Origin of the sequence: Rubrivivax sp. JA1055 (assembly GCF_020966565.1) — a bacterium.
In the GTDB taxonomy this organism is placed as follows: domain Bacteria; phylum Pseudomonadota; class Gammaproteobacteria; order Burkholderiales; family Burkholderiaceae_C; genus Rubrivivax; species Rubrivivax benzoatilyticus.
The window spans coordinates 970,939-995,451 of the sequence record NZ_JAJKFP010000006.1; the positions used below are offsets into that span (position 1 = coordinate 970,939).

19 protein-coding genes are annotated in these 24,513 nt (G+C 71.6%); 7 read left to right on the forward strand and 12 right to left on the reverse strand.

The features are described from left to right. Positions 1–237: 237 nt before the first annotated feature. A complete protein-coding gene (locus LOC65_RS13870) occupies positions 238–1,449 on the reverse strand; it encodes a hypothetical protein (protein WP_230247896.1) in 1,212 nt (403 codons plus the stop codon). Positions 1,450–1,667: 218 nt separating this feature from the next. Between LOC65_RS13870 and LOC65_RS13875 the strand changes: the two genes are divergently transcribed. Beyond that, positions 1,668–2,945 (forward strand): hypothetical protein, encoded by a 1,278-nt coding sequence (locus tag LOC65_RS13875; RefSeq protein WP_164962172.1) that lies wholly within the window; start codon positions 1,668–1,670, stop codon positions 2,943–2,945. Between the two features lie 12 nt (positions 2,946–2,957). On the opposite strand, the gene LOC65_RS13880 is transcribed toward LOC65_RS13875, so the two are convergent. The 8 genes from LOC65_RS13880 to cysQ all read right to left on the reverse strand — a co-directional run bounded on the left by LOC65_RS13880 (position 2,958) and on the right by cysQ (position 12,694). Beyond that, positions 2,958–4,463 (reverse strand): methyl-accepting chemotaxis protein, encoded by a 1,506-nt coding sequence (locus LOC65_RS13880; RefSeq protein WP_230247897.1) that lies wholly within the window; start codon positions 4,461–4,463, stop codon positions 2,958–2,960. 182 nt (positions 4,464–4,645) lie between these two features. Next, a complete protein-coding gene (locus LOC65_RS13885) occupies positions 4,646–7,126 on the reverse strand; it encodes an HlyD family secretion protein (protein WP_230247898.1) in 2,481 nt (826 codons plus the stop codon). Beyond that, entirely contained in the window at positions 7,123–8,589 is a 1,467-nt protein-coding gene (locus LOC65_RS13890) for an efflux transporter outer membrane subunit (protein ID WP_230247899.1), read from the reverse strand. Before LOC65_RS13890 ends, LOC65_RS13885 begins: the two co-directional genes overlap by 4 nt. Positions 8,590–8,603: 14 nt before the next feature. Then, positions 8,604–9,017: a hypothetical protein gene (locus LOC65_RS13895; RefSeq protein WP_230247900.1), complete on the reverse strand. Its 414-nt coding sequence runs from the start codon at positions 9,015–9,017 to the stop codon at positions 8,604–8,606. A 4-nt stretch (positions 9,018–9,021) separates the two neighbouring features. Beyond that, complete coding sequence (locus LOC65_RS13900; protein WP_230247901.1) at positions 9,022–9,927, reverse strand: sulfotransferase; 906 nt, start codon at positions 9,925–9,927, stop codon at positions 9,022–9,024. Then, a complete protein-coding gene (locus LOC65_RS13905) occupies positions 9,928–10,746 on the reverse strand; it encodes a sulfatase-like hydrolase/transferase (protein WP_009857597.1) in 819 nt (272 codons plus the stop codon). A 26-nt stretch (positions 10,747–10,772) separates the two neighbouring features. Further along, the gene (locus tag LOC65_RS13910; protein WP_164962168.1) at positions 10,773–11,771 is read right to left on the reverse strand and encodes a hypothetical protein; all 999 of its coding nucleotides are present in this window, start codon (positions 11,769–11,771) and stop codon (positions 10,773–10,775) included. Between the two features lie 146 nt (positions 11,772–11,917). Continuing rightward, a complete protein-coding gene (gene cysQ / locus LOC65_RS13915; RefSeq protein WP_009857595.1) occupies positions 11,918–12,694 on the reverse strand; it encodes a 3'(2'),5'-bisphosphate nucleotidase CysQ in 777 nt (258 codons plus the stop codon). Positions 12,695–12,870: 176 nt separating this feature from the next. On the opposite strand from cysQ, the gene cysD reads away from it, so the two are divergent. The 4 genes from cysD (at position 12,871) to ahpF (ending at position 18,194) form a co-directional block, all read left to right on the forward strand. Further along, entirely contained in the window at positions 12,871–13,782 is a 912-nt protein-coding gene (gene cysD, locus LOC65_RS13920; RefSeq protein WP_206023468.1) for a sulfate adenylyltransferase subunit CysD, read from the forward strand. Position 13,783: 1 nt separating this feature from the next. Beyond that, the gene (gene cysN, locus LOC65_RS13925; protein ID WP_009857593.1) at positions 13,784–15,688 is read left to right on the forward strand and encodes a sulfate adenylyltransferase subunit CysN; all 1,905 of its coding nucleotides are present in this window, start codon (positions 13,784–13,786) and stop codon (positions 15,686–15,688) included. Positions 15,689–15,889: 201 nt separating this feature from the next. Next, positions 15,890–16,453 (forward strand): alkyl hydroperoxide reductase subunit C, encoded by a 564-nt coding sequence (ahpC, locus tag LOC65_RS13930; protein WP_009857592.1) that lies wholly within the window; start codon positions 15,890–15,892, stop codon positions 16,451–16,453. Positions 16,454–16,625: 172 nt separating this feature from the next. After that, positions 16,626–18,194 carry an alkyl hydroperoxide reductase subunit F gene (gene ahpF / locus LOC65_RS13935; protein ID WP_230247902.1) on the forward strand — a complete coding sequence of 523 codons (1,569 nt, stop codon included), beginning with the start codon at positions 16,626–16,628 and terminating at the stop codon, positions 18,192–18,194. Between the two features lie 130 nt (positions 18,195–18,324). On the opposite strand, the gene LOC65_RS13940 is transcribed toward ahpF, so the two are convergent. Genes LOC65_RS13940 through LOC65_RS13950 form a run of 3 tightly spaced genes read right to left on the reverse strand, consistent with a single transcriptional unit; the run spans position 18,325 to position 22,881 of the window. After that, positions 18,325–18,885 (reverse strand): peroxiredoxin, encoded by a 561-nt coding sequence (locus LOC65_RS13940; RefSeq protein WP_009857590.1) that lies wholly within the window; start codon positions 18,883–18,885, stop codon positions 18,325–18,327. A 50-nt stretch (positions 18,886–18,935) separates the two neighbouring features. Continuing rightward, on the reverse strand, positions 18,936–20,063 hold the full coding sequence (locus LOC65_RS13945) for a DUF1615 domain-containing protein (protein ID WP_230247903.1): 1,128 nt from the start codon (positions 20,061–20,063) through the stop codon (positions 18,936–18,938). Positions 20,064–20,094: 31 nt separating this feature from the next. Continuing rightward, positions 20,095–22,881: a penicillin acylase family protein gene (locus LOC65_RS13950; RefSeq protein ID WP_230247904.1), complete on the reverse strand. Its 2,787-nt coding sequence runs from the start codon at positions 22,879–22,881 to the stop codon at positions 20,095–20,097. A gap of 243 nt (positions 22,882–23,124) precedes the next feature. Between LOC65_RS13950 and LOC65_RS13955 the strand changes: the two genes are divergently transcribed. Then, a complete protein-coding gene (locus LOC65_RS13955) occupies positions 23,125–23,589 on the forward strand; it encodes a hypothetical protein (RefSeq protein WP_230247905.1) in 465 nt (154 codons plus the stop codon). Then, positions 23,589–24,488, forward strand: a complete 900-nt coding sequence (locus LOC65_RS13960) for a DUF2145 domain-containing protein (RefSeq protein WP_230247906.1) — start codon at positions 23,589–23,591, stop codon at positions 24,486–24,488. Before LOC65_RS13955 ends, LOC65_RS13960 begins: the two co-directional genes overlap by 1 nt. The last annotated feature ends 25 nt before the right edge of the window (positions 24,489–24,513 follow it).

Below are 24,513 nucleotides of genomic sequence, written 5' to 3' on the forward strand. Positions count from 1 at the left end.
CCGCGTCTTTCCATGCACCAGGTTCGGCACCAAGTTATCACGGGCATCCGGCATTTCAGCCACGCGGGCATCGCGCCTCACCCACCCGAGGGGGCTGGCGGCCAGGCCGCAGCCGACGGACGCAACAGCGGGGATGGCGGGGTGCAGGCACACGCGGGGCGCCGGTGCAATTTCGATGCCGCCGCGCCCCCCGGGTCCGGGGGCGGGCGGCCGTCGACGGCACCGCGGGCCGGCGCTTCAGAGCCCCGGATCGGCGAACCACACGCCGTCGGAGCAGTCGGGCCGGCGGCAGGGTTTGTAGCGCCCGCCGTCGGACAGGTCGGGCACCAGCCGGTTGAAGTAGATGCGCGGCCCGGCGTCGGTGATGAACACCTCGGGATCGGTGCGCGTGCGCAGCGGCTCGCTCGGCGTGATGCGCTTGAAGACCGGCGCCGCGGCGTCGATGTTGGACACCCAGACCTCGGAGCGGAACTTGTTCGGCCGCACCGTCTGCGACATGAAGATGTAGGACTTGCCGTTCCAGGTGAAGGGCTCGGGCGAGTAGATCTTGTTGCCGCGCGGCGCCGCCTGGCGGAAGACGGCGGTCCAGACGCCGCCGAGCTGGCGGTACACGCGCAGCTCGGTCTGGTCGACGAGCGTGAAGAACACCAGCTCGTCGCCGTACTCGGGCGCGCACCACATCCAGACCTCGTACTTCTGGCCCGCGTCGAAGGTCAGCTGCTGCGAGGTGTTGCGGTCGAAGTCGCGGTAGAAGACCTGGTCGACGCCGTCGACGGTGACCGGGTAGACGATGCCGCGCGCGCCGGCGACGTCGGGCCGCGAGCACGCGACATGGCGCACCGGGTAGTGGGAGTCGGGGAAGTCCTCGATGCGGCGTTCGGACCCCGGCACGAAGAGCTCGGCCCAGTAGTGGACCTCGCGGTTGTCGACGTAGCTGATGCGCGGGGCCGGGTCGCCGGAGACGCTGCTGCCGTACGGTGCCTTGCGCACCGCGCCGGACAGGATGCTGCTCGTCCAGACGCCGCTGCCGTCGTCCCAGGCCAGGCCGATGCGCGAGTTGCCGTCGGTGTGGCGGCCGGCGTACTTGGTGTGCACCAGCACGTCGCCGCGGGCCGTGGGCACCCATTCGGGGCCGTTCTTGGTCTTCTGCGCGTCCTGGAAGGTCATCGAGTCGGGGTCGACGACGACGCCGCGGCCGTCGGCCGGCACGAAGCGGCCGCTGGCGCGGTCGACGTCGGCGACCCACAGGTTGCCGAGCGTGTCGTTCCAGGCGATCTGGGCGCGCGACTGGCTGAACTCGTAGTCGATCAGCTCGGCCTCGGGCGAGGCCTGGGCCTCGTTGGGCACCCAGCCCTGCGCCAGCGCGGGCGCCGCCAGCGCGGCCACGCAGAACGAGGCCAGCGGCCACCGGCAGGCGCGCGAGGCGCGGGTCAGGAGGGAATGCAGCATGGAACCTCGTGTCGGATCAGGAACCCGGGCCCGGCAGGCAGGCTCCGGCCGCCGAACCTTACCCAGCGCCCGCGGCAGCGGCAACGGCGGCCGCGGCTGCGGCACACGAACACGGGGTGGGTGCGGCGGCCGCGCACGGCCCCCGCGAACCGAGGGGCAGGACCGCGCCGGACCTCCCCCGTCGGGTTGATAGCATGCGCCGAACCGACGGAGCCGCCATGAACGTCCCCCGCCTTTCCCATCGTCCGGGCCTGCTGGCCGGGGTCGCGGCGCTGGTCGCGGCCGCCTGTTCGACCGGCTTCGAGGCCCGGGCGCAGACCGTGCTGCCGGAGGTGCAGGTCACCACCGCGGCGATCCCCGACTACGAGTTCGACAGCGGCCGCAACGGCCGCTTCTGCGCCAGCTGCAACGGCGGCGCGGGCAACGCGCTGTTCGCGTTCACCGCCGCCGACGGCCGGCTCTGGGTGGGCAGCGTCGACTTCCAGACCGGCGCGTTCTATCCGCCCGACGGCCGCGGCGTGCTCGTCGACACCGAGACGGCGCCGGTCGCCGACTTCGGCAACGGCCCCGAGTGGATGTCCGGCAGCGCCGGCTCGAGCATCGTCTACACGCGCTACGTCAGCGGCTCGACCCACGGCCCGTCGACGGCGCAGATCGCCGTGGCCTCGATGGTCAACGGCGCCTGGTCGCCGACGGTGCTGCCCGGCTCGGCCGGCCGCGCCACGCCCGACGGCTCCAAGGACACGAACGACGCCGACCCGCGCGTCAACTACATCGCCGCCGACAAGGACGCGCTGTACTGGCGCCGGTCCTCGGCCCTCGGTGACGAGGTGGCGATGCCGATCTCGGACCTCACCGGCGGCAACTCGCGCCGCTGGGTGCCGGGCACGCGCAAGATCATCTTCCAGGGCCACAACGCCGCCGACCCGCGCCTCGTCGACCAGGTCTACACCTACGACACCGACAGCGGCGCCGTCGAGCAGCTGACCTTCGACGCGGTCGGCAAGTACGGCGCCTTCATGTGGAAGGCGCCCGAGTACAACAACGAGCACGTGTTCTTCACGATGGCGGACTACCGCCGCAAGATCCTCGTCTACCGCAAGATCGCCGGCACCGACGGCGTCAAGCGCTGGACGGTGATCAAGACCATCACGCCGCCGGCCAAGCTGCCGTTCTTCTGGTCGCCCGAGGTCTTCACGCACAACGGCCGCTCGTACATCTTCACGGTCGTCAGCCCGTCCAACAAGTTCTGGGACAAGAGCTACCCGACGCACCTGGCGATCAGCGGCATCGACCCGCTGAAGCAGAACTTCAGGATGCTGACCAACGACACGAGCAAGCCGCGGCTGCGGCTGGACCCGGAGTACTTCATCACCGCCAAGGGGCCGTTCATCTACTACAACCGCATGGTGCCGGCCACGACGCAGTACCCGGACGGCGTCAACGACGGCGTCTGGTACGTCGACACCGGGCTCGGCGCGCCGCTGTCGAAGTAGCCGCAGCCCCGCTCAGGCCAGGCGGAAGCCGCCGACCAGCGTCGTCAGCCGGTGGGCCTGCTCGCGCAGGCTGGCGGCGGCGGCGGTGGACTGCTCGACCAGCGCCGCGTTCTGCTGCGTCGACTGCTCGATCTGCACGACCGCGACGTTGACCCCGCCGATGCTCTCGCTCTGCGCGGCGGTCGTCGCGCTGATGCCGTCGACGACCTCGCCGACTCGCTGCACCGCAGCGACGATCTCCTCCATCGAACGGCCGGCGTCGCCGGCGCGGCGCGTGCCCGCCTCGACCTCGGTGACCGACTGGTCGATCAGCCGCTTGATCTCGCGTGCGGCCTCCGCCGAGCGCTGCGCCAGCAGGCGGACCTCGCCGGCGACGACGGCGAAGCCCCGGCCCTGGTCGCCGGCACGTGCCGCCTCGACGGCGGCGTTGAGCGCCAGGATGTTGGTCTGGAAGGCGATGCCGTCGATCGTGGCGATGATCTCGGCGACACGGCGGCTGCTGCGCTCGATCTCGGCCATCGAGCGCACGAGGTCGGTGACGACGCCGCCGCCGCTGCGCGCGACGTCGCCGGCCGAGTGCGCGAGGCGCTCGGCGTCGCGCGCCGACTCGGCGGTGCGGCGCACCGTCTCGGTGAGCGACTGCATCGTGCTGGCCGTGGCCTCCAGGCTGGACGCGGTGCGCTCGGTGCGCGCGCTGAGATCGGCGTTGCCGGCGGCGACCTCGTGGCTGGCGACCTCGATCGACTCGGCCACCTCGTGCACCTGACCGACCAGCGTGCGCAGCGCCTGCTGCATGTTGGCGATCTCCTCGCTCAGCAGAACGGTCTCGGCCTGGCCGGCACCCCGTTCCAGCGGCTGCGCCAGGTCGCCCCCGGCGATGCGCCGAGCCGCTGCCTGCAGTGTGGCCAGCGGCCGCGTGATGCCGCGCGTCAAGGTCCAGCCCATGGCCACCGCGGCGACGATGGCGAGGATCGAGACGACGATCGCGGTGCCGCGCAGTTCCTCCATCGCGGTCCTGGCCTGAACCGAGATCTCGCGCTGGCGCTGCTGCTGAAAGGCCAGCACCTGCGCCGACACGTCGATGTAGGCGGCCGTGACCTGCTCGAAACGTGCCCCCTCCTCGGCCCGGCGGGCCGTGTCGTCGACGGCCGCCAGCAGCGCCTTGCGCTGGTCGAGGTAACGCTGGCGCGCGACCGCGAGCGCCTCGATGCCGGCCCGGCCGCCGTCGCTGGTCTCGAGCTCGGCGTAGCGTTTCTGGATCTGGGTCGTGCGCTCGGTGACGGCCTTCATGCGCTCGCCGAAGGCGCGCTCCAAGCCGGCGTCACGCGTCAGGCCGATGGCCAGCGCGCGCTGCGAGTTGACCTGGATGTTCTGGTGCCACTCGTGCGCCAGCGCCAGACGCTCGGCCTGGGCACCGACGAGCTCGTCGTTGGCGCGCTCGGCGCGGGCGATCAGGGCCAGCACGGCCGCCAGCACGATCAGCATCAGCGCGACGACGATGCCGAAGCCGAGGGCCATGCGAGCCCCGATGCGAAGACGCAAGACAAAAGACATGCCGGCCCCAAAAGCGCACAAGTGATACTAGATGATACTCCTGACACCTGATGCAGCGAATGGCAACAATGCACGCGGCCCGGGGCCGAAGCCGCCGGGCCGCGCACGCCCCGCGCCGGGGCCGTCCGGCGTCGGGCGTCAGGCGATCAGGGCAGCCACGACCACACCTGGACGTTGACGAAGCGCACCACCGCCTGGCTGAAGGCCTGCCAGACGGGCATCGTGCCGGCGTCGACCTTGGCGTAGCCGGTCATGCCCGACTTCAGCGCGCCGCCGCCGTTGTCGACCACCGCGACCACCTTGACGACACGCCCGGCGGGCTTGACGCTGACGTTGCCGTCGATGCGCTCGACCCGGCCCTCGAAGGTGCGGTCGTTGAAGGCGTTGGGCCGCACGCGCACCGGCGCACCGACCTTGACGTGGCCGATCTCGCCTTCGGGCACGTCGATCTCGACCGTCATCGAGCCGTTGGCCTCGACGGTGGCGAACGGCGCCCCCTTGTCGAGCACGCTGTTGAGCCGGTCCTTCAGGCGCAGCGACAGGATGGTGCCGTCGAAGGGCATGGTCATCACCGTGCGCCCGGCGCGGCCCTCGACCTCGGCGCGCTGCTGCACCAGCGACTGCAGCGTCGCCTCCTCGGCGGCGATGCGGTCCGGCGGCGTGCCGGCGCGGACCAGGGCCAGCGCCGCCTCGCGCTGCGCCAGCTCGCGGCGGTCGACCTCGGCCTCCTTGCGCGCGCTGTCGAGCTCCTCGAACGAGATCGTGCGTTCCTGGTGCATGCGCTCCAGGCGCGGCACACGCTCGCCGCTGAAGCGCGCGCGCTGGCGCGCGATCTCCAGCTCGCTCTGCGCCAGCGCGACCTCCTCCTTGCGCGGGCGCGACTTCAGCTCGGCGACGACCGCACGCTGCGCCGCGATGCGCGCGTCGAAGGTCTGCAGCTGCGCCTTCAGGTCGGTGCTGGCGACACGCGCGATGACCTGGCCCTTGGCGACCTGCTCGCCGCCGTCGAAGTTGACCTCCTCGACGATGCCGGCGACGTCGGTCGTGACGACCTGGCGTGCGGCCGGGTAGATCTCGAAGTCGCCGCCGGCGTCGTAGGGGTACGGCAGGAACAGCAGCAGCAGCAGCGTGACCGCCAGGGCCCGCTTCATGTAGTACCAGGTGCGGCTGGCGGGCGCCTCGGCCTGGGCCTGCTCGGCGGTCTCCGACGGCAGCGCGCGCTTGCGCCAGCGCTCGAACTGCTGCGAGCGCTCGTAGGCGCGCGTGATCAGCTTGAAGCGCCGCGTGGTGCGCACCGCCAGGAACACGCCCAGCGCGACGACGACGATCAGCGCCGCACCGCCCAGGCGCAGCTCGTGGATCAGGAAGTGGCCGGCGACGTAGACGATCAGCAGCACCACGAGGTAGGCGTAGACGAAGCTCGCGAGCGCGAAGCTCGCCAGCAGCATCTGGCCGCGCTCGGTGCTGGCGCCGCCGCGCAGGCGATCGAGGAAGGCGCGGTAGGCCTTGCCGCGCAGCTGCGGCTCGTCGACGAAGGCCGACAGCAGGTGGTAGCCGTTGCCCTTGACCAGCGGGTTGCCGCCTTCGACGAGCAGGTTCACCGCGCACAGGAAGGTCAGGCCCAGGCCGATGTTGGTCAGCCCCTCGTAGCGGCCGCGGGCGTTGTACCAGATCAGCACGCCGAGGCTGAACAGCAGCACGCGCACCAGCAGCGGGCCGGCATGCATCCACATGCGCTCGCGCCGCGACAGCTGCAAGGTGTGCCGGATCGGCACCATGAAGCGCGGGAAGAAGCCGAAGCGCAGGCCGATGCCGAAGTCGCCAAGGCTGGCGCGGAACTTCTGCGCCACCAGCGACTGCGTGACGACGACCGCGAGGTTGATCGTCACCAGGCTGAACAGCGCGTGCACGGCCAGCGTCGTGGCGCTGCGCAGCGAGCCGATGTCGCTCCACAGCGTGCCGATGTGGCGCAGCACGAGGATCAGCGCCAGCAGCGCGACCAGCGGCAGCAGGTAGACGGCGTACTTCAGCGGCTCGACGACCGGCAGCAGCGCACGCGCCACCGGCTGCATCGGGAAGAAGCGAAACAGCTGGCGCGACTGCCGCGGGTCCAGGCTGTCGGCCTCGTTGACGCCGGCGGGCAGCACCGCGTCCTCGGGCAGCTCGTCGGGGGCACCGGGTGTCGGGCCGGGTGCCGGCGCGGCGGGCGCGCCCGGGCGCGGCGCCTGGCTCGCCATCTTGACCGCCAGCTCCTCGAAGGACTTCGGCTTGATCAGCCCCTGCTCGAGCGCGTAGCCCTGGCGCGTGAACGGCTTGAGCAGCGGGTGCTTGGCGGCTTCGTCGTCGAGCAGCTTCTGGTCGGCGAGCTGGGCGAAGAAGGCCATCACCTCGTGCTCGCCGATCTCGCGGCCGAAGCGGTCGGCGAAGACCGACAGCAGCTTCTCGGCGGTCTCGCAGCCCGGCAGCACCTCGAGCACGAAGAACTGCCACTGCTCGACGTCGTAGGTGCGGTCGGCGAGCTTGTCGCGCAGCACGTAGCTCGTCTTGTCGCCCCGGACGATGCGGAAGGCCTGCAGACGGCGCGGCAGGTAGGCGGGCAGCGCCACCAACTTGGTTGAGTCACTCATCGGGGGCTCGTCGTCGTTTGGGCGGTGGCGGCGCTCGGGTCGGGCAGCGACCAGCCGCCGCCCAGGGCCTTGTAGAGCGCGACCAGCGCGTCGGCACGCGCGTGGCGGGTCTGGTTCTGCAACTGCAGGCCGGAGGCCAGCGCACGCTCGGCCTCCAGCACCTGGAAGTAGTCGTCGCGGCCGAGCTCCCAGCGGCGCAGCGCGACCTGGCGCTGGCGCTCGAGCACGGCGACGTTGTCGTCGCGCAGGCCCGCCTGCAGCTCGATCTTCTGTCGGGCCACCAGCGCGTCCTGGACCTCGTGCAGCGCGACCTGCACCGAGCGCACGAAGTCGACGGCGGCCTGGCGCTGCAGCGCCTCGGCCTCGCGCACCTGGCCGCCGAGCCGGCCGCCGCTGAACACCGGGCCGAAGAAGTGCAGCCCGAAGCTGCCGAAGTTGGACCGCAGCTCGTCGAGCCGGCCGAGCTCGGCGCTGGCGAAGCCCGAGCTGCTGGTCAGGCCGATGGTCGGATAGAACTGGGCCTCGGCGACGCCGATGCGGGCGTTGGCCGCGACCAGCACCTGCTCGCGTTCACGCAGGTCCGGCCGCTGGGCGATCAGCTCGGCCGGCAGGCCGGCAGGCACCGGCGGCAGCTTCAGGGCGTCGAGCGTGCCGCGCGCCAGCGGCCCGGGGTTGCGGCCGGCGAGCGCGCCGAGCGCGTTCTCCAGCGCCTGGATCTCGGCCTCCTTGGCCGGGACCTCGGCGGCACGCTGCTGCCACTGCGAACGTGCGTGCAGCACCGGCAGCTCGGAGCTGCCGCCGTTGGCGAAGCGCGACTGCGCCAGCGCCAGCGTGTCGGCCTCGACCTGCACGCTGCGCCGGAGCAGCTCGAGCTCGCGGTCCATCGACAGCAGCCGCAGGTAACCCGAGGCGGCCTTGGCGACCATCGCCATCTCCAGCGCGCGGCGGCCCTCCTGGCCGGCCATCAGGTTGGCGAAGGCCGCCTCGTCGGCGCGACGCAGCTTGCCCCAGAGGTCGAGCTCCCAGCGGATCGAGCCCGAGACGGTGTAGTTGTTGTCCACCGGCTCGGTGCCGCGGCTCAGCGGCACCTGGCGGTTCTCGCTGAGCGTGTCGCGCGTGCGCTGGCCCTCGTAGCCGACCTGCGGCTGGCCGGCGGCGCGGCTGACCTGCAGGAAGGCGTCGAGCTGCTCGACGCGGTGCGCGGCGATGCGCAGGTCCGGGTTGTTCGCCAGCACGTCCTGCACCAGCGTGTCGAGCGCGGGGTCGGCGAAGCCGGACCACCAGGCGGTGTCCAGCGCCTGGCGCGCCGCCGGTGCCGGCTCGGGGGCCGCGGCGGCATGGTGCGCCGGCAGGTCCAGCGCGGGGCGGCGGTAGTCCGGGCCGAGGGTGCAGCCGGCCAGCGCCCAGGCGGCGGCCAGCACGAGCGCCACCTGGGCGGCCGGGCGACGGGGGATGACGGGCATGGGTCGCGGCACCTCTAGTCGCGCTCGCTGCGTTCGAGCACGTCGAGCGCCAGTGCCTCGATCTCGCGCACGCGCAAGAGCCGCGTCTGCAGCTCCAGCAGCATCGCCTCGAACCAGCGCACCTGGTACTCGAGCTGGCGGCGCTCCTCGATGATGTCCTCGATCGGCGCGTTGGCCGGCGGCTGGCCGTGCTCGTCGAAGAGGATCTTGATCGACTCGGCGACCTGACGGTTGCCGTTGATGTAGTGGACCTGCTTCTCGACGAACTTCTTCGCCTTGCGCGCCTTGAACTCGCGCAGCAGCGCGTCGCGCAGGCCACGCTGCGCCGGCGACAGCCGGCTCAGGTCGGGGTGCGTCGTGACCGGCTTGCCGTCGATCGGGCCGAGCTTGGGGCGCCGGCCCAGCGGGGGGGTGTCGGAGTCGCTCATCGCCTCAATATCCAAACTCACGGGCGAGCTCGACGACCTCGGGCTTCAGGCCCTGGCCGTCCTCGCGCCAGGGCACCGGCTTGTCCAGCGGCGGCACCTTCACCTTGTGCGGGCGGAAGGTCGGGCCGGAGAGGAAGTTCGGGTCGTTGCCGAACAGCGCATCCAGCGGGCCGAAGCAGGCGAACGGCGAACGTTCGGGATGCATCATCTCCTCGAGCGCATCGGCGTCGTCGCGGATGCCCAGCCAGCGGCAGATCATGCCGAGGAACTTCGGCGGATCGTTCATCACGTCCTCGCCGCGGATGCGCATCTGGCGCTCGGCCGGGATCGTGTCGAGGAAGTTCAGGATGTTGATGTTCAGGTCGTACCAGGCGAACTGGGGTTCGACGATGGCGCGGTCCTCGAGGAAGTCGATCGAGTTGACGAACAGCGCGAAGGTGCCGTCGTACAGGCTCATCACCGACTTGCACTGGCCCACCGGGTGGCGCGTCAGGTGCAGGTAGCGCGCATCGGGGAAGGTCTCGCGGATGCGCAGCAGGCGCTGGATGTCCACCGTGTACGCCGGGCTCTTCTCGACGGCGATCAGCGGGTCGATCCTGTCGACCAGCTCGCGGTAGATCTCGCCGGTGGACAGGTTCTGGCGCGCGGCGCACCAGTGGCTGGCCATGCGCACGCTGTCCATGGTCTGTTCGCCGCCGTAGATCTCGGCGACGGCGCGCAGCAGGCCGTGGCGCGTCTTGGCCTCGCTGCCCATCTCGTCGGTCGAGCGCACCCACAGGTCGACGAGGCGCTCGACGTTGAACAGGCACAGCTCCGGCAGGCCGAAACACTGCGGATGCTGGCCCAGCATCGCGTTCATCAGCGAGGTGTAGGACCTCGGCGGCGCCAGCAGGAACAGCGGCGCGGCCATTCAGCCCAGCCGCCCCTCGACGAAGGGAACCTCGAAGCACTTCTCGTGCATGATGGGCCCGTGGCCGAAGTAGCCGTCCTCGCCGAACAGTTCGCCGTGGTCGGCGGTGACGATGAAGTGCGTGTTCGGCGGCGCCATGGCCATGATGCGGCCGATCTGCGCGTCGCAGTACTCGATGCACCTGATCTGCTGCAGCCGCAGCATCTCCATCTGGCCGGGCTCGAAACCGCGCCGGCCCTGCGTGGCCTCGGTCACCGCGTCCATGCCCTTCAGCGCACCGTGCAGCCCCGAGATGTGCGGCAGGTCGGCACCTGACAGCATGTACGGGTAGTGGGTCTCGCCGACGTTGAGGAAGTAGTAGTGCGGCTCGTCGTCGGGGAACTCCATCTCCGCGACCATGCCCTTGAAGTCGTTGTGATGGGGCATGAGCTTGTAGTCGTCGAAGTCGCGGCTGATCAGCGTGCTCTTGTTGAGCACCGGCATCGAGACCCGGGCGACGGTGCGGTAGCCGAGCTTGCGCAGCACCTTGGGCAGCGACAGGTCGGGCAGGAACTCCTTGAACGCGATGTCGGCGCAGCCGGTGCGCTCGCGCCACTGCGCGAACTCGTCCTTGTAGACCTCGGAGGCGAAGACGTCCTTGGGGCTCGTGTGCGGCAGCATGCCCATCGCGAAGGTGTGGTGCGACGGCGCCGTCCACGACGCGTAGGAGTAGCGCTTCTGCGCCGCGCCGAGGCGGTCGACGTTGGGCGTGTTCGCGGCGACGAAGCTGTCGTGCCGGCAGCTGTCGAGCACGATGAAGACGATGTGGTTCAGGGACATGCAGGTTCCTCGGGACGCGGACACGCTCAGGGCAGCGCGATCTGCAGCAGGCCGCTCAGGTTGGTCACGCCCTCCGGCACGAGGGGCGCACCACCGACGATCAGCAGCGGGTAGTTCTGCAGCACCCACACCGGCGAGCCGGGGTGCTGCGTGTTGAGCTCGCCGTGGAACATCGACGGCGGCTGCTGGCCGTTCAGCGAGGTCAGCACGGCCTGGTCCTCGAAGGCGCCGCCCAGGGCGGTGTAGGTGCCGGCGTCGGCGTCCATCGTGATCGCCAGCCAGTCGGCGTCGCCGCCGAGCACGCCGGGGCCCACGAAGCGGCCCGGGAAGAAGCCGGCGAACTCCTCCTTCAGCGCCACCAGCCACTGCAGACGGCCATCGCCCAGCGTGCTTTCGCCCACCGACAGCAGCAGCTCGGTCTGCCCGGCACGCGCGATGCGGAAGCGGATCGGCGGCGTGCCGGCAACGGTCGGCGTCGCGGTGAAAACGCTGTCGGCGACGCTCACCGTGTAGCTGCGCAGCGAGCCGCTGGCGCAGGCCGAGGTGTAGACGACCTCGTAGTCGTTCTCGCAGATCTGCAGCGTGTTGCCCGACAGCGTGGCGGTGGCCGGGTGCGTGCTGGCGTCGCTGCCGTCGGCGGCGACGCGCCGGATCATCAGGTTGTAGCGCCCGGCCGCGCCGGTGGTCGACGCGAGAAAGGTCTGCGCCGCGACGTAGGGCAGCAGCGTGTCGCCGACCTGGTGCACGCCGACGACGAGGCCTTCGGCGCTGCGCAGCCGCTCGGGCCCGGCACCGACGATCCAGCCGCCCTCGCCGTCGGACACCAGCTCGCGCCGGTCGGAGACACCGTCGCCGCCGAGGCTGTAGCGGCCGGCGCCGAGGTCCAGCGCCATCGTGTAGGCGCGGCCGTCGGCGGCGAAGACCCGGTAGTCGCTGTCGTCCTCGGCGGCGTCGCTGCCGCGGGAGCCACCGCAGGCGGCCAGCGCCAGGCTGGCAGCCAGTGCACAAACGGTCGCGGCGCGCACCGCGAAGCTCCCAACGCCTCTGCCCATTCGTTCGACTCGTGTGACTTGCGTGAACCGATTGTTAGCGAGCCCCGGCGGTGGCGATACCGCCGGGACACCCGCCCGGCTCATGCAAGTGCGGGGCCATCCCCGCGAGCGCGGGGGCTTCAGCCGCCGGCGCTGGCGACGAAGTGCGGGTTGTCGAAACCCGGCTTGCCATAACGCAGCGGCGCACCGGCGACGGTGTCGACACGGCCACCGGCGGCGGCCAGCACGGCGTGGCCGGCGGCGATGTCCCACTCCATCGTGCGCCCCAGGCGCGGGTAGAGGTCGGCCTCGCCGGCGGCGACCAGGCACAGCTTCAGCGACGAGCCCGCATTGGCCAGCGCGGCCACCTTGCGCCCGGCCAGAAACGCGTCGAGCGCAGCGGCGTCGCCGTGCGAGCGGCTGGCGACGACGGTCAGCCCGTCGGCCGGCACCTCGCGGCAGCGGATCGCACGCACCACGCCGGCTTCCTCGACACGCGCGCCCTGCCCGCGTGCACCGGCAAAGAGCCGGTCGAGCGCCGGCGCGAAGACCACGCCGAGCACCGGCTCGCCGCGGTGCACCAGCGCGATGTTGACGGTGAACTCGCCGTTGCGGCTGATGAACTCCTTGGTGCCGTCCAGCGGGTCGACGAGCCAGAACCAGTCGCCGACCTCGGGCACCGAACCCGCGGCGACGGCCTCCTCGGCGACCACCGGCACCTCGGGCGCCAGCGCGTGCAGCGCCGGCACGATGAGTTTCTCGGCACGTTCGTCGGCCTCGGTCACGGGCGAGGCATCGTCCTTGCCGCGCACCGAGAAATCGGTGGCGTAGATCTGCATGATCAGCGCGCCAGCACGGCGCGCGATGGCGCTCACCTCGTCCAGCAGGCCGGGGGCGGCCACTCGTTCTTCGGTCATGAACAGTCCTCCTGTGCGCCGACTTTAGCGGCGCCGGGCCGGCCGGCAGCCGACGCCTGTGCGCCGGCGTCCCTCATCCCCACGAGGTGCGCGGCCCCGGGGCCTTGGGGGATACTCACGGCCCCGCGGCATGCCGCTTGCTGCGGCGCAGCACGAGACCACCGAGCACGAGGCCTATGCATCCACCGATCAACCTGACCCATCTGCAGCGCCTGGAAGCCGAGAGCATCCACATCCTGCGAGAAGTCGTCGCCGAGGCCGACAAGCCGGTGATGCTCTACTCGATCGGCAAGGACAGCGCGGTGATGCTGCACCTGGCGCGCAAGGCCTTCTACCCGGCGCCGCCGCCGTTCCCGCTGCTGCACGTGGACACGACCTGGAAGTTCCGCGACATGTACGCGATGCGCGAACGCATGGCGCGCGAGCTCGGCATGGAGCTGCTGGTCCATCACAACCCCGAGGCCATGGAACGCGGCATCAACCCGTTCGACCACGGCTCGCAGATCCACACCGACATGTGGAAGACCCAGGGCCTGAAGCAGGCGCTGGACCACCACGGCTTCGACGCCGCGTTCGGCGGCGCCCGCCGCGACGAGGAGAAGAGCCGCGCCAAGGAGCGCATCTTCTCGTTCCGCACCGCGCAGCACCGCTGGGACCCGAAGAACCAGCGCCCCGAGCTCTGGCACCTCTACAACGGCCGCAAGCACAAGGGCGAGTCGATCCGCGTCTTCCCGATCTCGAACTGGACCGAGCTCGACATCTGGCAGTACATCTACCTCGAGAACATCCCCATCGTGCCGCTGTACTACGCGGCCGAACGGCCGGTGGTCGAGCGCGACGGCACGCTGATCATGGTCGACGACGAGCGCATGCGCCTGAAGCCCGGCGAGCAGCCGATGATGAAGAAGGTGCGTTTCCGCACGCTGGGCTGCTACCCGCTGTCCGGCGCCGTGGAGTCCGAGGCCGAGACGCTGGTCGACATCATCCAGGAGATGCTGCTGACGCGCACCAGCGAACGCCAGGGCCGCATGATCGACCACGACACGGCCGCTTCCATGGAGAAGAAAAAGCAAGAGGGGTACTTCTGAGATGGCGCACGTTTCCGACCTCATCGCCACCGACATCGAGCGTTATCTCGAACAGCACGAGAAGAAGAGCCTGCTGCGCTTCATCACCTGCGGCTCGGTCGACGACGGCAAGAGCACCGTCATCGGGCGCCTGCTGTACGAGTCGAAGATGCTGTTCGAGGACCAACTCGCCGCCATCGAGGCCGACTCCCGGAAGTGGGGCACGCAAGGCGGCGACATCGACTTCGCGCTGCTCGTCGACGGCCTGGCCGCCGAGCGCGAGCAAGGCATCACGATCGACGTCGCCTACCGCTTCTTCAGCACCGACCGGCGCAAGTTCATCGTCGCCGACACGCCCGGGCACGAGCAGTACACGCGCAACATGATCACCGGCGCGTCGACCGCCGACGTCGCCGTGATCCTGGTCGACGCGCGCAAGGGCGTGCTGACGCAGACCCGCCGCCACAGCTACCTCGTCTCGCTGATCGGCATCCGCAAGGTGGTGCTGGCGATCAACAAGATGGACCTGGTGGACTACTCGCAGCAGGTCTACAACCGCATCGACGAGGAGTACCGCGAGTTCGCCCGGCAGATCGGCCTGGCCGACATCACGACGATCCCGCTGTCGGCCCTGAAGGGCGACAACATGACCGAGCCGAGCACGCAGACCGGCTGGTACCACGGCCCGACGCTGATGGGCTTTCTCGAGACCTGCGAGATCGACGAGACGCGGCTGCAGAACGGGCCGCTGCGCCTGCCGGTGCAGTGGGTCAACCGCCCCAACCTCGACTTCCGCGGCTTCTGCGGCCTGATCGCCAGCGGCAGCGTGCGCCCCGGCGACCGCGTGCGCGTGCAGCCCTCGGGCCGCGAGAGCACGGTCGCGCGCATCGTCGCCCACGGCGGCGACCTGCCGGTGGCCGTCGCCGGCCAGTCGGTGACGCTGACGCTGGCCGACGAGGTCGACATCTCGCGCGGCGACGTGATCTCCGCCGCCGACGCGCCGGCCGAGGTCGCCGACCAGTTCGAGTGCTCGATCGTCTGGATGGCCGACGAGCCGATGCTGCCCGGCCGGCCCTACCTGCTGAAGCTCGGCACGCGCACCGTCAGCGTCTCGGTGACCGAGCCCAAGTACAAGGTCAACGTCAACACGCTGGAGCGCCTGGCGGCCAAGCAGCTGGAGTTGAACGAGATCGGCGTCTGCAACATCGCGCTCGACCGCGCCGTGCCCTTCGACGCCTACCAGGCCAACCGCGAGACCGGCGGCTTCATCCTGATCGACCGGCTGACGAACAACACCGTCGGCGCCGGCATGCTGCACTTCGCGCTGCGCCGAGCGCACAACATCCACCTGCAGCACGTCGACATCGACAAGGCCGCGCGCTCGCTGCAGAAGGGCCAGAAGCCGGTGGTGCTGTGGTTCACCGGGCTGTCGGGCGCCGGCAAGTCGACGATCGCCAACCTCGTCGAGAAGCGGCTGCACGCGCTCGGCCGCCACTCCTACCTGCTCGACGGCGACAACGTGCGCCACGGCCTGAACAAGGACCTCGGCTTCACCGAGGCCGACCGCGTCGAGAACGTGCGCCGCGTCGGCGAGGTCGCCAGGCTGATGGTCGACGCCGGCCTGATCGTGCTGACGGCCTTCATCTCGCCGTTCCGCGCCGAGCGCCGCCTGGCGCGTTCGCTGGTCGCCGACGGCGAGTTCATCGAGGTGCACGTCGACACGCCGCTGGACGTCGCCGAGAGCCGCGACGTCAAGGGCCTGTACAAGAAGGCGCGCCGCGGCGAGCTGCGCAACTTCACCGGCATCGATTCGCCGTACGAGCCGCCGGAAAACCCCGAGATGCGCATCGACACCACCGAGCTGACCGCCGAACGGGCCGCCGACCGAGTCATCGAACTGCTGCGCGAGCGCGGCGTGATCGCCTGACAAGCGCCTGGCTCGCCATGAAGGCCGCGCGTTCCCGGCAGGGCACGCGCGGCTTTTTCATTTCGGGCCGGCTATAGCCGTGCTCAATGGTCCTGATTGAAACGATCGACTGCCAACATCGAGACCGGCCGCTACAGTCTCTTGGTCGCGTTCTCCTTCACTCGCGTCTCTCACCGACCCAACCATCAGAGGAGTCTCCCCATGTCGCTGATCAACACCCAAGTCAAGCCGTTCAAGGCCACCGCCTACCAGACCGGCAAGTTCTTCGACGTCACCGAGGAAAGCCTCAAGGGCAAGTGGAGCGTCGTGGTGTTCTACCCGGCCGACTTCACCTTCGTCTGCCCGACCGAACTCGAAGACCTGGCCGACACCTACGCCGAGTTCCAGAAGCTGGGCGTCGAGGTCTACGGCGTGTCGACCGACACCCACTTCGCGCACAAGGCCTGGGCCGAGACCTCGCCGGCGATCCAGAAGGTCAAGTACCCGCTGATCGGCGACCCGACCGGCACGCTGACGCGCAACTTCGAGGTCATGATCGAAGAGGAAGGTCTGGCGCTGCGCGGCACCTTCGTCATCAACCCCGAAGGCCAGATCAAGCTCTGCGAGATCCACGACAACGGCATCGGCCGTGACGCCAGCGAGCTGCTGCGCAAGGTCAAGGCGGCCCAGTACGTCGCTTCGCACCCGGGCCAGGTCTGCCCGGCCAAGTGGCAGGAAGGCGCCGCGACGCTGACCCCGTCGCTGGACCTGGTCGGCAAGATCTAAGCCGCCCGGCACCCCGGCCCGCCCCAGCGGGCCTCACGGACGCCCGGCTCGCCCGGGCGTTTTGCCGACAGGGCCCGGCTCCCGGGCCCCTGTCGCCAGCCCCCCGCGCGGGACGGGCGCTGACGACAGGGCGACACCCTCCCCTCCCCGCATCGCCAACAGGAAGACCGCCATGCTCGACGCCAACCTCAAGACCCAGCTCAAGGCCTACCTGGAGCGCCTGCAGCAGCCGATCGAACTCGTCGCCTCGCTCGACGACCGCCCGGCCTCGGCCGAGATGCGCGCGCTGCTCGAGGACATCGCGCCGCTGTCGGCGCTGATCAGCGTGCGCTACGACGGCAAGGACGCGCGCCGCCCGTCGTTCTCGATCAGCCGCGCCGGCGCCGACATGGGCCTGCGTTTCGCGGCCATCCCGATGGGCCACGAGTTCACCTCGCTGGTGCTGGCGCTGCTGCAGGCCGGCGGCCACCCGCCCAAGCTCGACGCCGACACGATCGCGCAGATCCAGGGCCTGGAAGGCGACTTCGTCTTCGAGACCTACATGTCGCTGACCTGCCACAACTGCCCCGACGTCGTGCAGGCGCTGAACCTGATGGCGGTGCTGAACCCGCGTGTTCGCCACGTCGCGATCGACGGCGGCCTGTTCAAGGTCGAGGTCGACGCGCGCCAGATCATGGCCGTGCCGACCGTGTTCCTGAACGGCCAGCCCTTCGGCTCGGGCCGCATGGAGATCGGCGAGATCCTGGCCAAGATCGACACCGGCGCCGCCGCGCGCGACGCCGCCAAGCTGGCGAAGAAGGAGCCGTACGAGGTGCTGATCGTCGGCGGCGGCCCGGCCGGCGCCGCGGCGGCGATCTACGCCGCGCGCAAGGGCATCCGCACCGGCATCGTCGCCGAACGTTTCGGCGGCCAGACGCTGGACACGCTGGCCATCGAGAACTTCGTCTCGGTGATGGAGACCGAAGGGCCGAAGTTCGCCGCCGCGCTGGAAGCCCACGTGCGCGCCTACGCCGTCGACGTCAACGTCGGCCAGCAGGTGCAGGCCGTGGTCCCGGCGCCGCAGCCGGGCGCCCACGCGACGGTCAAGCTGGCCAACGGCGCCGAGCTGAAGGGGCGCACGGTGATCCTGGCCACCGGCGCGCGCTGGCGCAACGTCAACGTGCCCGGCGAGCAGGAGTACAAGACCCGGGGCGTGGCCTACTGCCCGCACTGCGACGGCCCGCTGTTCAAGGGCAAGAAGGTCGCCGTCATCGGCGGCGGCAACTCCGGCGTCGAGGCCGCGATCGATCTCGCCGGCGTCGTCGAGCACGTGACGCTGATCGAGTTCCTCGACCAGCTGAAGGCCGACGCGGTGCTGGTCGACAAGCTGAAGAGCCTGCCCAACGTCACGATCCACACCAACGCGCAGACGACCGAGATCACCGGCGACGGCCAGAAGGTCAACGGCCTGCGCTACAAGGACCGTGTCTCGGGCGCCGAGCACCACGTCGAGCTGGCCGGCGTGTTCGTGCAGATCGGCCTCGTGCCCAACACCGAGTTCCTGAAGGGCACGCTGGAGCTGAGCCGCTTCGGCGAGATCGTCATCGACCCGAAGTGCGCGACCAGCGTGCCGGGCATCTTCGCCGCCGGCGACGTGACGACCGTGCCGTACAAGCAGATCATCATCGCCACCGGCGAAGGCGCGAAGGCGGCGCTGTCGGCCTTCGACTACCTGATCCGCACGCCGGCCGCGCAGGGCTGAGGCCTGGCACGGACGGGGTCAGAGGCCCGCAGAAATCCGGGGTCAGGTCTCACAAGACCTGACCCCTTTTCTGCTCGGGGTCAGGTCTTGTGAGACCTGACCCCTTTTTGCTGCCGTCGCATCGCGCCGCTCACTTCGCCGCCGGCGCCTTGCGGCCGACGAGCTTCTCGACGGCCGCCATCGTCCGCGAAACGTGCTCGTCGGGGTCGAGGCTCTCCCAGACGTAGGCGACGCGGCCGTCACGGCCGATGACGTAGGACACACGCTTGGCCATGCCGGGCAGGAAGGCGATCTTCGCGTCATAGGCGCGGATCACGCGCGAGTCGGCGTCGGAGGCGACGGCGAACTTGTCGCGGCAGGCTTCGCTGGAAAAGCGCTGCAGCGTCGGCAGATCGTCGTTGGAGACGCCGATGACGGTCGCGCCGAGCTTCTCGAACTGCGGCGTGGCCTCGGCGAACAGGTGCGCCTCGACGGTGCAGCCGGACGTGAAGGCCTTCGGGAAGAAGAACAGCACCACCGGCCCGCGCGAGAGCGCGTCGGCCAGCGCGAAGCGCGTCGGCTTGCCGGCCAGCGCGGCATCGGTGGTGAAGTCGGGCGCCTTGGCGCCGACTTCCAGCGCCGCCAGCGCGGCCGGCGACACGGCGGCCATCGTGGCCGCCGCGGCGAAAGAGCAGATCGTGGAACGCAGCATCGTGGACTCCTGAGTGCACGCAGTCTGCCAGCGCGGCGCGATCCACGTTCTCACGCGGGCGAATCGGCGCGCGCGACGCAGCGGCGCTGGCGTTCGTCGACGCGCCGCGCGAACCACTCGGTGGTCAGCTTGCGCTGGATCTTCGGCCCTTCGAGCGTGATGCGCGGCAAGGCGGCGCGCGGCAGCGTGCGGCCCTGGCGATCGGCGAGCGCGAACACACGCTGCCACAGCCGCGAACGCTCGAATCCCGGCCCCTCGCCTTGCGCCAGCTCGCGGCGGATGTCGTCGGCGTCCAGGCCCAGGCGCGAGGCCAGCGAACGTGCCGCGGTCTCGGTGGCGCCGGGCGGCGTGTCGCGGCCGGCGTCGGGCGGCAGCAGGTCGCCGTCGGGCACCAGCGGGATGCCGGTGACGGCAGCCAGCGCGTTCTGGAGCGCGGCGTTGCGGCTGGCCCAGCGGCCGGCGTTGAAGTCGGCGTAGCGGTAGATCAGCGCGTCGTACGGCGCCTCGTAGTCCAGCAGATGGGCGACGCCGAAGTACAGCCCGCCGCGGCGCGTGAAGACCTCGTCGCGCACCGAGCCCTTCAGCGGGTACGGGTAGCCGCGCTCGGCCTGGCGCTCGGCAAACGCCACCGAGACCTGCATCGGCCCGCCGGTGCGCACCGGGTTGCGGCTGGCGAGGAAGCGCCGGCCCAGCGGCACGCGGTCGATGAAGCTCTCGTACAGCTTGCTGAGCTCGCGTTCGGTCTTCACCGCGGCCAGGCGTTCGTTCCACGAGCGTCCGTCGGGCGACGGCAGCACCAGCGCCGCGGCGACGGCCAGGCGCGGCACGCCGGCCCGTTCGGCGCGTTCCTCGAGCTCGCGGCGCGCGATCTCGCCCAGCCGCGGCACCGGCGGGTCGGCACGCAGGCCGGACTCCTGCTCGGCCACCGCGATCGCGGCGCAGAGGTTCTCGACGCTGGGCTCCACGCCCAGCGCCGAGAACGCGACCTGCAGGTCCTGCGCCCAGCCGGCGCGGTCGGCCAGGGCCGGCGGCAGCAGCGACTGCACCCGCTGGCGCACGTCGGCCGGGCGCTCGGGCGCGTCGGCCGGCCGGGGCGCCGTCGTGCAGCCGGCGGCCAGGGCCGCCGCGGCGATGGCCGCGTCCAGGCGCAGCGTCGGAAGGCATCGGGAGCGGTTCATCACCCCCGATGCTGCCGCAAAGCGCGCGCGTTCAGCGTGCCGGACGGTACAGCGTGCGGCTGACGGCCGCGCGCTGGATCTCCGCCGCCGTGACGCGGAACGGATAGGTCTCGTTGCTCAGCCAGCGGCCGAGGAAGTTGGCGTAGTCCTCGCTGCCGAGCACGCCGCTCTGCCCGCCGGGCAGGATGGACCGCGCCGGGATGCCGCCCGCGCCGGGCGCGCCGACATAACGCCGGTTGGGGCCTGACGAGAACATGAACGCACCGTCGTCGGCCGCACGCGGCGAGTGGTTGGCGACGTCCACCGTGCCCAGCCCGCCGTCGACCGCCAGCCCGGGCAGCCCGGCGACCGAGGGCTCGAAGCCCGGCGTCGCGCCGGGGATGCTCTCGTCGCCGAAGACCCCGGCCAGCACGATGCGGTGCAGCTTGCCCCAGCGCCAGTCGCCCGGGTTCGTCGAACGCCCGAAGGCGCGCTCGAAGGCCGGCCCGGAGAGCCGCTCCAGCGCGTCCTGCAGCGCCTTCAGCAGCACGTAGTCGCGCCGCTGCGCGGCCTCGGGCAGCCCGGTCCAGGCGAAGAAGTCGACACCGGACAGGCCGATGCCGTCGCGCTCGACGAGGTGGCGCAGCGACTTCATCGCCTCCTGGCTGCCCGGCTGCGGCAGGCCGTACTGGGCCAGCGTGCGGTCCAGACCCAGCGCGATCGCCTGGCCGCGCCAGACGGCGTGGATCGTCGCGGCGACGCTGGCGTCGATCTCGCGCGGCGTCGGCGCGCGGCGCTGGCCGTTGAAGTCCGAGGCGTCGTAGCCGGTCTCGATGCCGGTCGGCGTGTCGAAACCCCAGCGGCGCAAGCGCTCGGCGGCTTCGGCCACCCGGGCGTCGGCAGCCAGCGCCTGCAGCGCCGCCGGAGCGCCGGCGGCGCGGGCGCCGTCGTAGGCCCGCAGCAGCCACGGCACGAAGACCTGGGCGTCGACGAGCACGGTGTCGGCCTGGATGCTCGCCATCTCGCGCCGCGTCACCGGGCCGGCGGCGATCGCGGCCTGCAGCCGCTGGGTGATGCGGCCGGCGCGCAGCCCGAAGTCGAAGCCCGGCCCCAGGTAGTACAGCCCGCCGCCGGGGCGGCGCTGGTTCAGCGGGTCGTTGTCCAGCGTCAGCCCGGCGGGGTCGTTGTTGGCGTTGACGAAGAAACCTTCGGGCGGGTCGACGGCCTGCGGCATCTCGGCGAACGGCAGCGTCTCGTAGCCGCTGGCGTCGGTCGGCCCCGGCGAGGCCTTCTTCAGCCATTCGTTGCCGCCCTGGCCGTTGCGCACCAGGAACGGCGGCGCGCCGGCCACGCCGCCGGCCTGCAGGTCCTCGCGCAGCGGGATCTCGCCGCTGGTGTACCAGGCCATGCGGCCGTCGACGTCGCCGACGACGAAGTTCTGCGAGCCGACGTCGAAATACTGCAGCGCGGCGCGCACGTCCTCCAGGCTGGCGGCGCGGTTCAGCAGCCGGTAGGCGTCGAGTTCGCGTGTCGCGCCGGCGCCGATCCACTGGATCGTGATCGCGCTGCCGGCGGCCGCGTCGAGCTGCACCACGGGGCCGTGGCGCGGCACCAGCAGCACCACCGGCGGCACCTGCGCGCTCGGCGGCACGGTGTCCAGCGCGTCGGTGCGCGACGGGTCGAGCGCGTTGACCCGGAAGCTGACCGGGATCGGCACGATGGCTTCGTTCTGCCCCTGGTACACCGAGGCCAGGCCGCTGGCGGTGCCGGCGGCGACGATGCGCTCGGCGTAGGCATCGGTGACGTCATAGGCGCTGGTCGTCGAGCCCCAGGCGACACGCCGGTTCTGGCCGAGCACGATCCAGGGCACGCCGGGGAAGCTGCTGCCGATCGCGTCCAGCCCGTCGGCGCTGACGAGGTGCTGGTCGTAGAGGTTGGACGGCACGCCCAGCGACAGGTGCGGGTCGTTGGCCACCAGCGGCCGGCCGTCGGCCGTCAGCCGCGCGCTGACCGCCCACTCGTTGCTGCCGATCTGGTGCTGGCGCCGCGAGAGCACGCGCTCGAGCAGCGGCACGCGTTTCGTGCGCTCGAGCTGGCGCCTGAGCAGCGGCGCCAGCGTCGCCGGCACCGCCGACGGCTGCGATCCGGCCGCCGCGGCACTCCAGGGCAGCGGCCCGCCGGCGTCGGGCAGCGTCGACGCCGGGTCGAAGGGCGCGGCGCGGTAGACGTCGCCGAAGAACAGCGCCTGCGCCAGCCGCTCGTCGCCCAGCGCGGCGCGGTAGGCCAGCCAGGCGCTGGTGAGATCGGTGTCGAAGTCGAACGAGAGCTGGAACGACACCAGCTTGCCGATCGCCAGGCTGTCCACCGGCGTCCAGGGGCTGAACTTCGTCAGCCGCAGCCGCGTGTAGTCGGCCGGCAGCGGGTGCGCCGCGACCCAGGCGTTGACGCCGGCAGCATAGGCCTCCAGCCCGGCGCGCAGCTCGGGCGAGGCCGCCGTCAGCGACTTCTCGGCGGCACGGCGCAGGCCGATCGTGCGCAGCTGCACGTCCTGCGCCAGCGCCGAGGCGCCGACCAGCTCGGCCAGCGTGCCGCTGGCGGTGCGGCGCAGCGTGTCGGCCTGGAACAGCCGGTCCTCGGCGTGCAGCCAGCCCTGCATGAACAGCGCGTCGCGTTCGGTCAGCGCACGCACGTGGGCGACGCCGTCGACGTCGCGCACGACGCTCACCGGGCCGCGCAGCCCGGCGACGGCGACGCTGCCGTCGTCGGCAGACGCCGGTGGCGCGACACACGCGAGCCAGGCGGACAGGGGCAGGACGGCGCGACGCAGCCAGGGGCGCATGGTGATCTCCTCGTGGGTGTCGTGACGGCCCGGGCCGGCCGTGGCCGCGGCAGCGTAGGCCGGGCACCGCAGCGCGTCCATGAAGGCTGTCCCGGCCCCTATCCCCCGCGGATCGGGGGACGGCGGCGCATCGCTGCGACGGGCCGGCGGCGCGCAAGCGGCGCCCGCCCGCCACCGGTGGCCGCGGCAACCAGGGCCGCGAATCCGGGTACGCTCGGTGTTCCGACCTGCCTTCGCGCTCCGATGCCTTTCAAGACGATCCGCCCCGCCCTGCTCGCGGCCGCCGTGCTGGCCGCCACCACCTTGAACGCCCACGCCGAGAGCCTGGCGTCCTCGGCCTCCAGTGCGGGGTCGGCCTCGTCGGCCAGCGTCTCGCACTCGATCGAGGGCTCCAGCGACAGCTCGAGCCGGGCCGCAGACCGTGTCGCCGGCGACTACCGCGTCGTCGACGTGGCCCAGGCCCCGGGCCGCCCCGGCGAGCTGCGCCTGACGCTGCAGCGCCTGGACGACGCCGGCGCCGGCGGTGAACTGCGCCTGTACGTGCCCGCCGGGGCGCTGGCGCAGCCGCTGGCCACCGGCGAACGCATCCGGGCGCGTGAGCGCGGCCATGGCTACGAGTTCCGCCGCGGCGACACGCCCGAGCCCTTCTTCCTCGCGCTGCACGACGCGCCGCAGCGCGAGCTGGCACCGCGCGCCGTCACGCTCTGATGCGCCGGGCCGCCGCCGCGGCGGCCCTGCTGGGCACGCTCGCCACGCCGGCCGCCGCCGCGCTGCCCGGCCTGTGCGCGCGGCCGGTGACGATCAGCGCGCTGCAGCAGTCGCGCCTGCTGCAGTTCGCCGGGCTCGTGCGCCAGGCGCTGCTGCGCTCGGACGCCGCCGCGGCGCTGGTGGCGCGCTCGGGCACCGACCTCGGCCGATTCGGCATCCGCTACTCGCACGCCGCGCTGGCGCTGCGCGAGCACCCGCTCGCGCCCTGGGCGGTGCGCCAGCTCTACTACGCCTGCGACGAGGCCCGCCCGCGGCTGTTCGACCAGGGGCTGGCCGGTTTCGTCTCGGGCACCGACGACGCCGAGCGCGGCTTCGTCTCGGTGCTGCTGCTGCCGGCCGCCGACGGCCGCGCGGTGCAGGCCGCGGCGCTGGACAACGCCCGCGCGCTGCGCCTGCTGGGCGGCACCTACAGCGCCAACGCCCACGCCTGGTCGACGCGCTACCAGAACTGCAACCAGTGGGTCGCCGAGCTGTTGGCCGACGCCTGGCAGCCGCTGGCCGCCGATGCCGAGCCGCGTGAACAGGCCCAGGCCTGGCTGCGTGCGCAGGGCTACACGCCGACGGCGGTGGCGGTGGGCTCGCACGCGCTGGTCTTCGCCGCCCAGTTCGTGCCCCATCTGCACGTGCGCGACCACCCGCTGGCCGACCTGCAGGCGCTGACGATGCACGTCAGCCTGCCGGCGTCGATCGAGGCGTTCGTGCAGGGCCGCCTGCCGGGCGCGCAGCGGCTGGAGTTCTGCCACGCCGGCGGCCGCGCCGTCGTGCGCCGCGGCGGCGCGCCGCTGCCGGCCGACTGCAGCGCCGCACCGGGCGACGAGGCGGTCTCGCTGGACGACTGAGCACCGCGCCGGCGCGCGGGGCGGC

Excerpts from the sequence above, each read along its gene's own strand:
- LOC65_RS13870 (WP_230247896.1), bottom strand. The coding sequence starts at position 1,449 with ATGCTGCATTCCCTCCTGACCCGCGCCTCGCGCGCCTGCCGGTGGCCG.
- LOC65_RS13875 (WP_164962172.1), top strand. The coding sequence starts at position 1,668 with ATGAACGTCCCCCGCCTTTCCCATCGTCCGGGCCTGCTGGCCGGGGTC.
- LOC65_RS13880 (WP_230247897.1), bottom strand. The coding sequence starts at position 4,463 with ATGGCCCTCGGCTTCGGCATCGTCGTCGCGCTGATGCTGATCGTGCTG.
- LOC65_RS13885 (WP_230247898.1), bottom strand. The coding sequence starts at position 7,126 with ATGAGTGACTCAACCAAGTTGGTGGCGCTGCCCGCCTACCTGCCGCGC.
- LOC65_RS13890 (WP_230247899.1), bottom strand. The coding sequence starts at position 8,589 with ATGCCCGTCATCCCCCGTCGCCCGGCCGCCCAGGTGGCGCTCGTGCTG.
- LOC65_RS13895 (WP_230247900.1), bottom strand. The coding sequence starts at position 9,017 with ATGAGCGACTCCGACACCCCCCCGCTGGGCCGGCGCCCCAAGCTCGGC.
- LOC65_RS13900 (WP_230247901.1), bottom strand. The coding sequence starts at position 9,927 with ATGGCCGCGCCGCTGTTCCTGCTGGCGCCGCCGAGGTCCTACACCTCG.
- LOC65_RS13905 (WP_009857597.1), bottom strand. The coding sequence starts at position 10,746 with ATGTCCCTGAACCACATCGTCTTCATCGTGCTCGACAGCTGCCGGCAC.
- cysQ (WP_009857595.1), bottom strand. The coding sequence starts at position 12,694 with ATGACCGAAGAACGAGTGGCCGCCCCCGGCCTGCTGGACGAGGTGAGC.
- cysD (WP_206023468.1), top strand. The coding sequence starts at position 12,871 with ATGCATCCACCGATCAACCTGACCCATCTGCAGCGCCTGGAAGCCGAG.
- cysN (WP_009857593.1), top strand. The coding sequence starts at position 13,784 with ATGGCGCACGTTTCCGACCTCATCGCCACCGACATCGAGCGTTATCTC.
- ahpC (WP_009857592.1), top strand. The coding sequence starts at position 15,890 with ATGTCGCTGATCAACACCCAAGTCAAGCCGTTCAAGGCCACCGCCTAC.
- ahpF (WP_230247902.1), top strand. The coding sequence starts at position 16,626 with ATGCTCGACGCCAACCTCAAGACCCAGCTCAAGGCCTACCTGGAGCGC.
- LOC65_RS13940 (WP_009857590.1), bottom strand. The coding sequence starts at position 18,885 with ATGCTGCGTTCCACGATCTGCTCTTTCGCCGCGGCGGCCACGATGGCC.
- LOC65_RS13945 (WP_230247903.1), bottom strand. The coding sequence starts at position 20,063 with ATGAACCGCTCCCGATGCCTTCCGACGCTGCGCCTGGACGCGGCCATC.
- LOC65_RS13950 (WP_230247904.1), bottom strand. The coding sequence starts at position 22,881 with ATGCGCCCCTGGCTGCGTCGCGCCGTCCTGCCCCTGTCCGCCTGGCTC.
- LOC65_RS13955 (WP_230247905.1), top strand. The coding sequence starts at position 23,125 with ATGCCTTTCAAGACGATCCGCCCCGCCCTGCTCGCGGCCGCCGTGCTG.
- LOC65_RS13960 (WP_230247906.1), top strand. The coding sequence starts at position 23,589 with ATGCGCCGGGCCGCCGCCGCGGCGGCCCTGCTGGGCACGCTCGCCACG.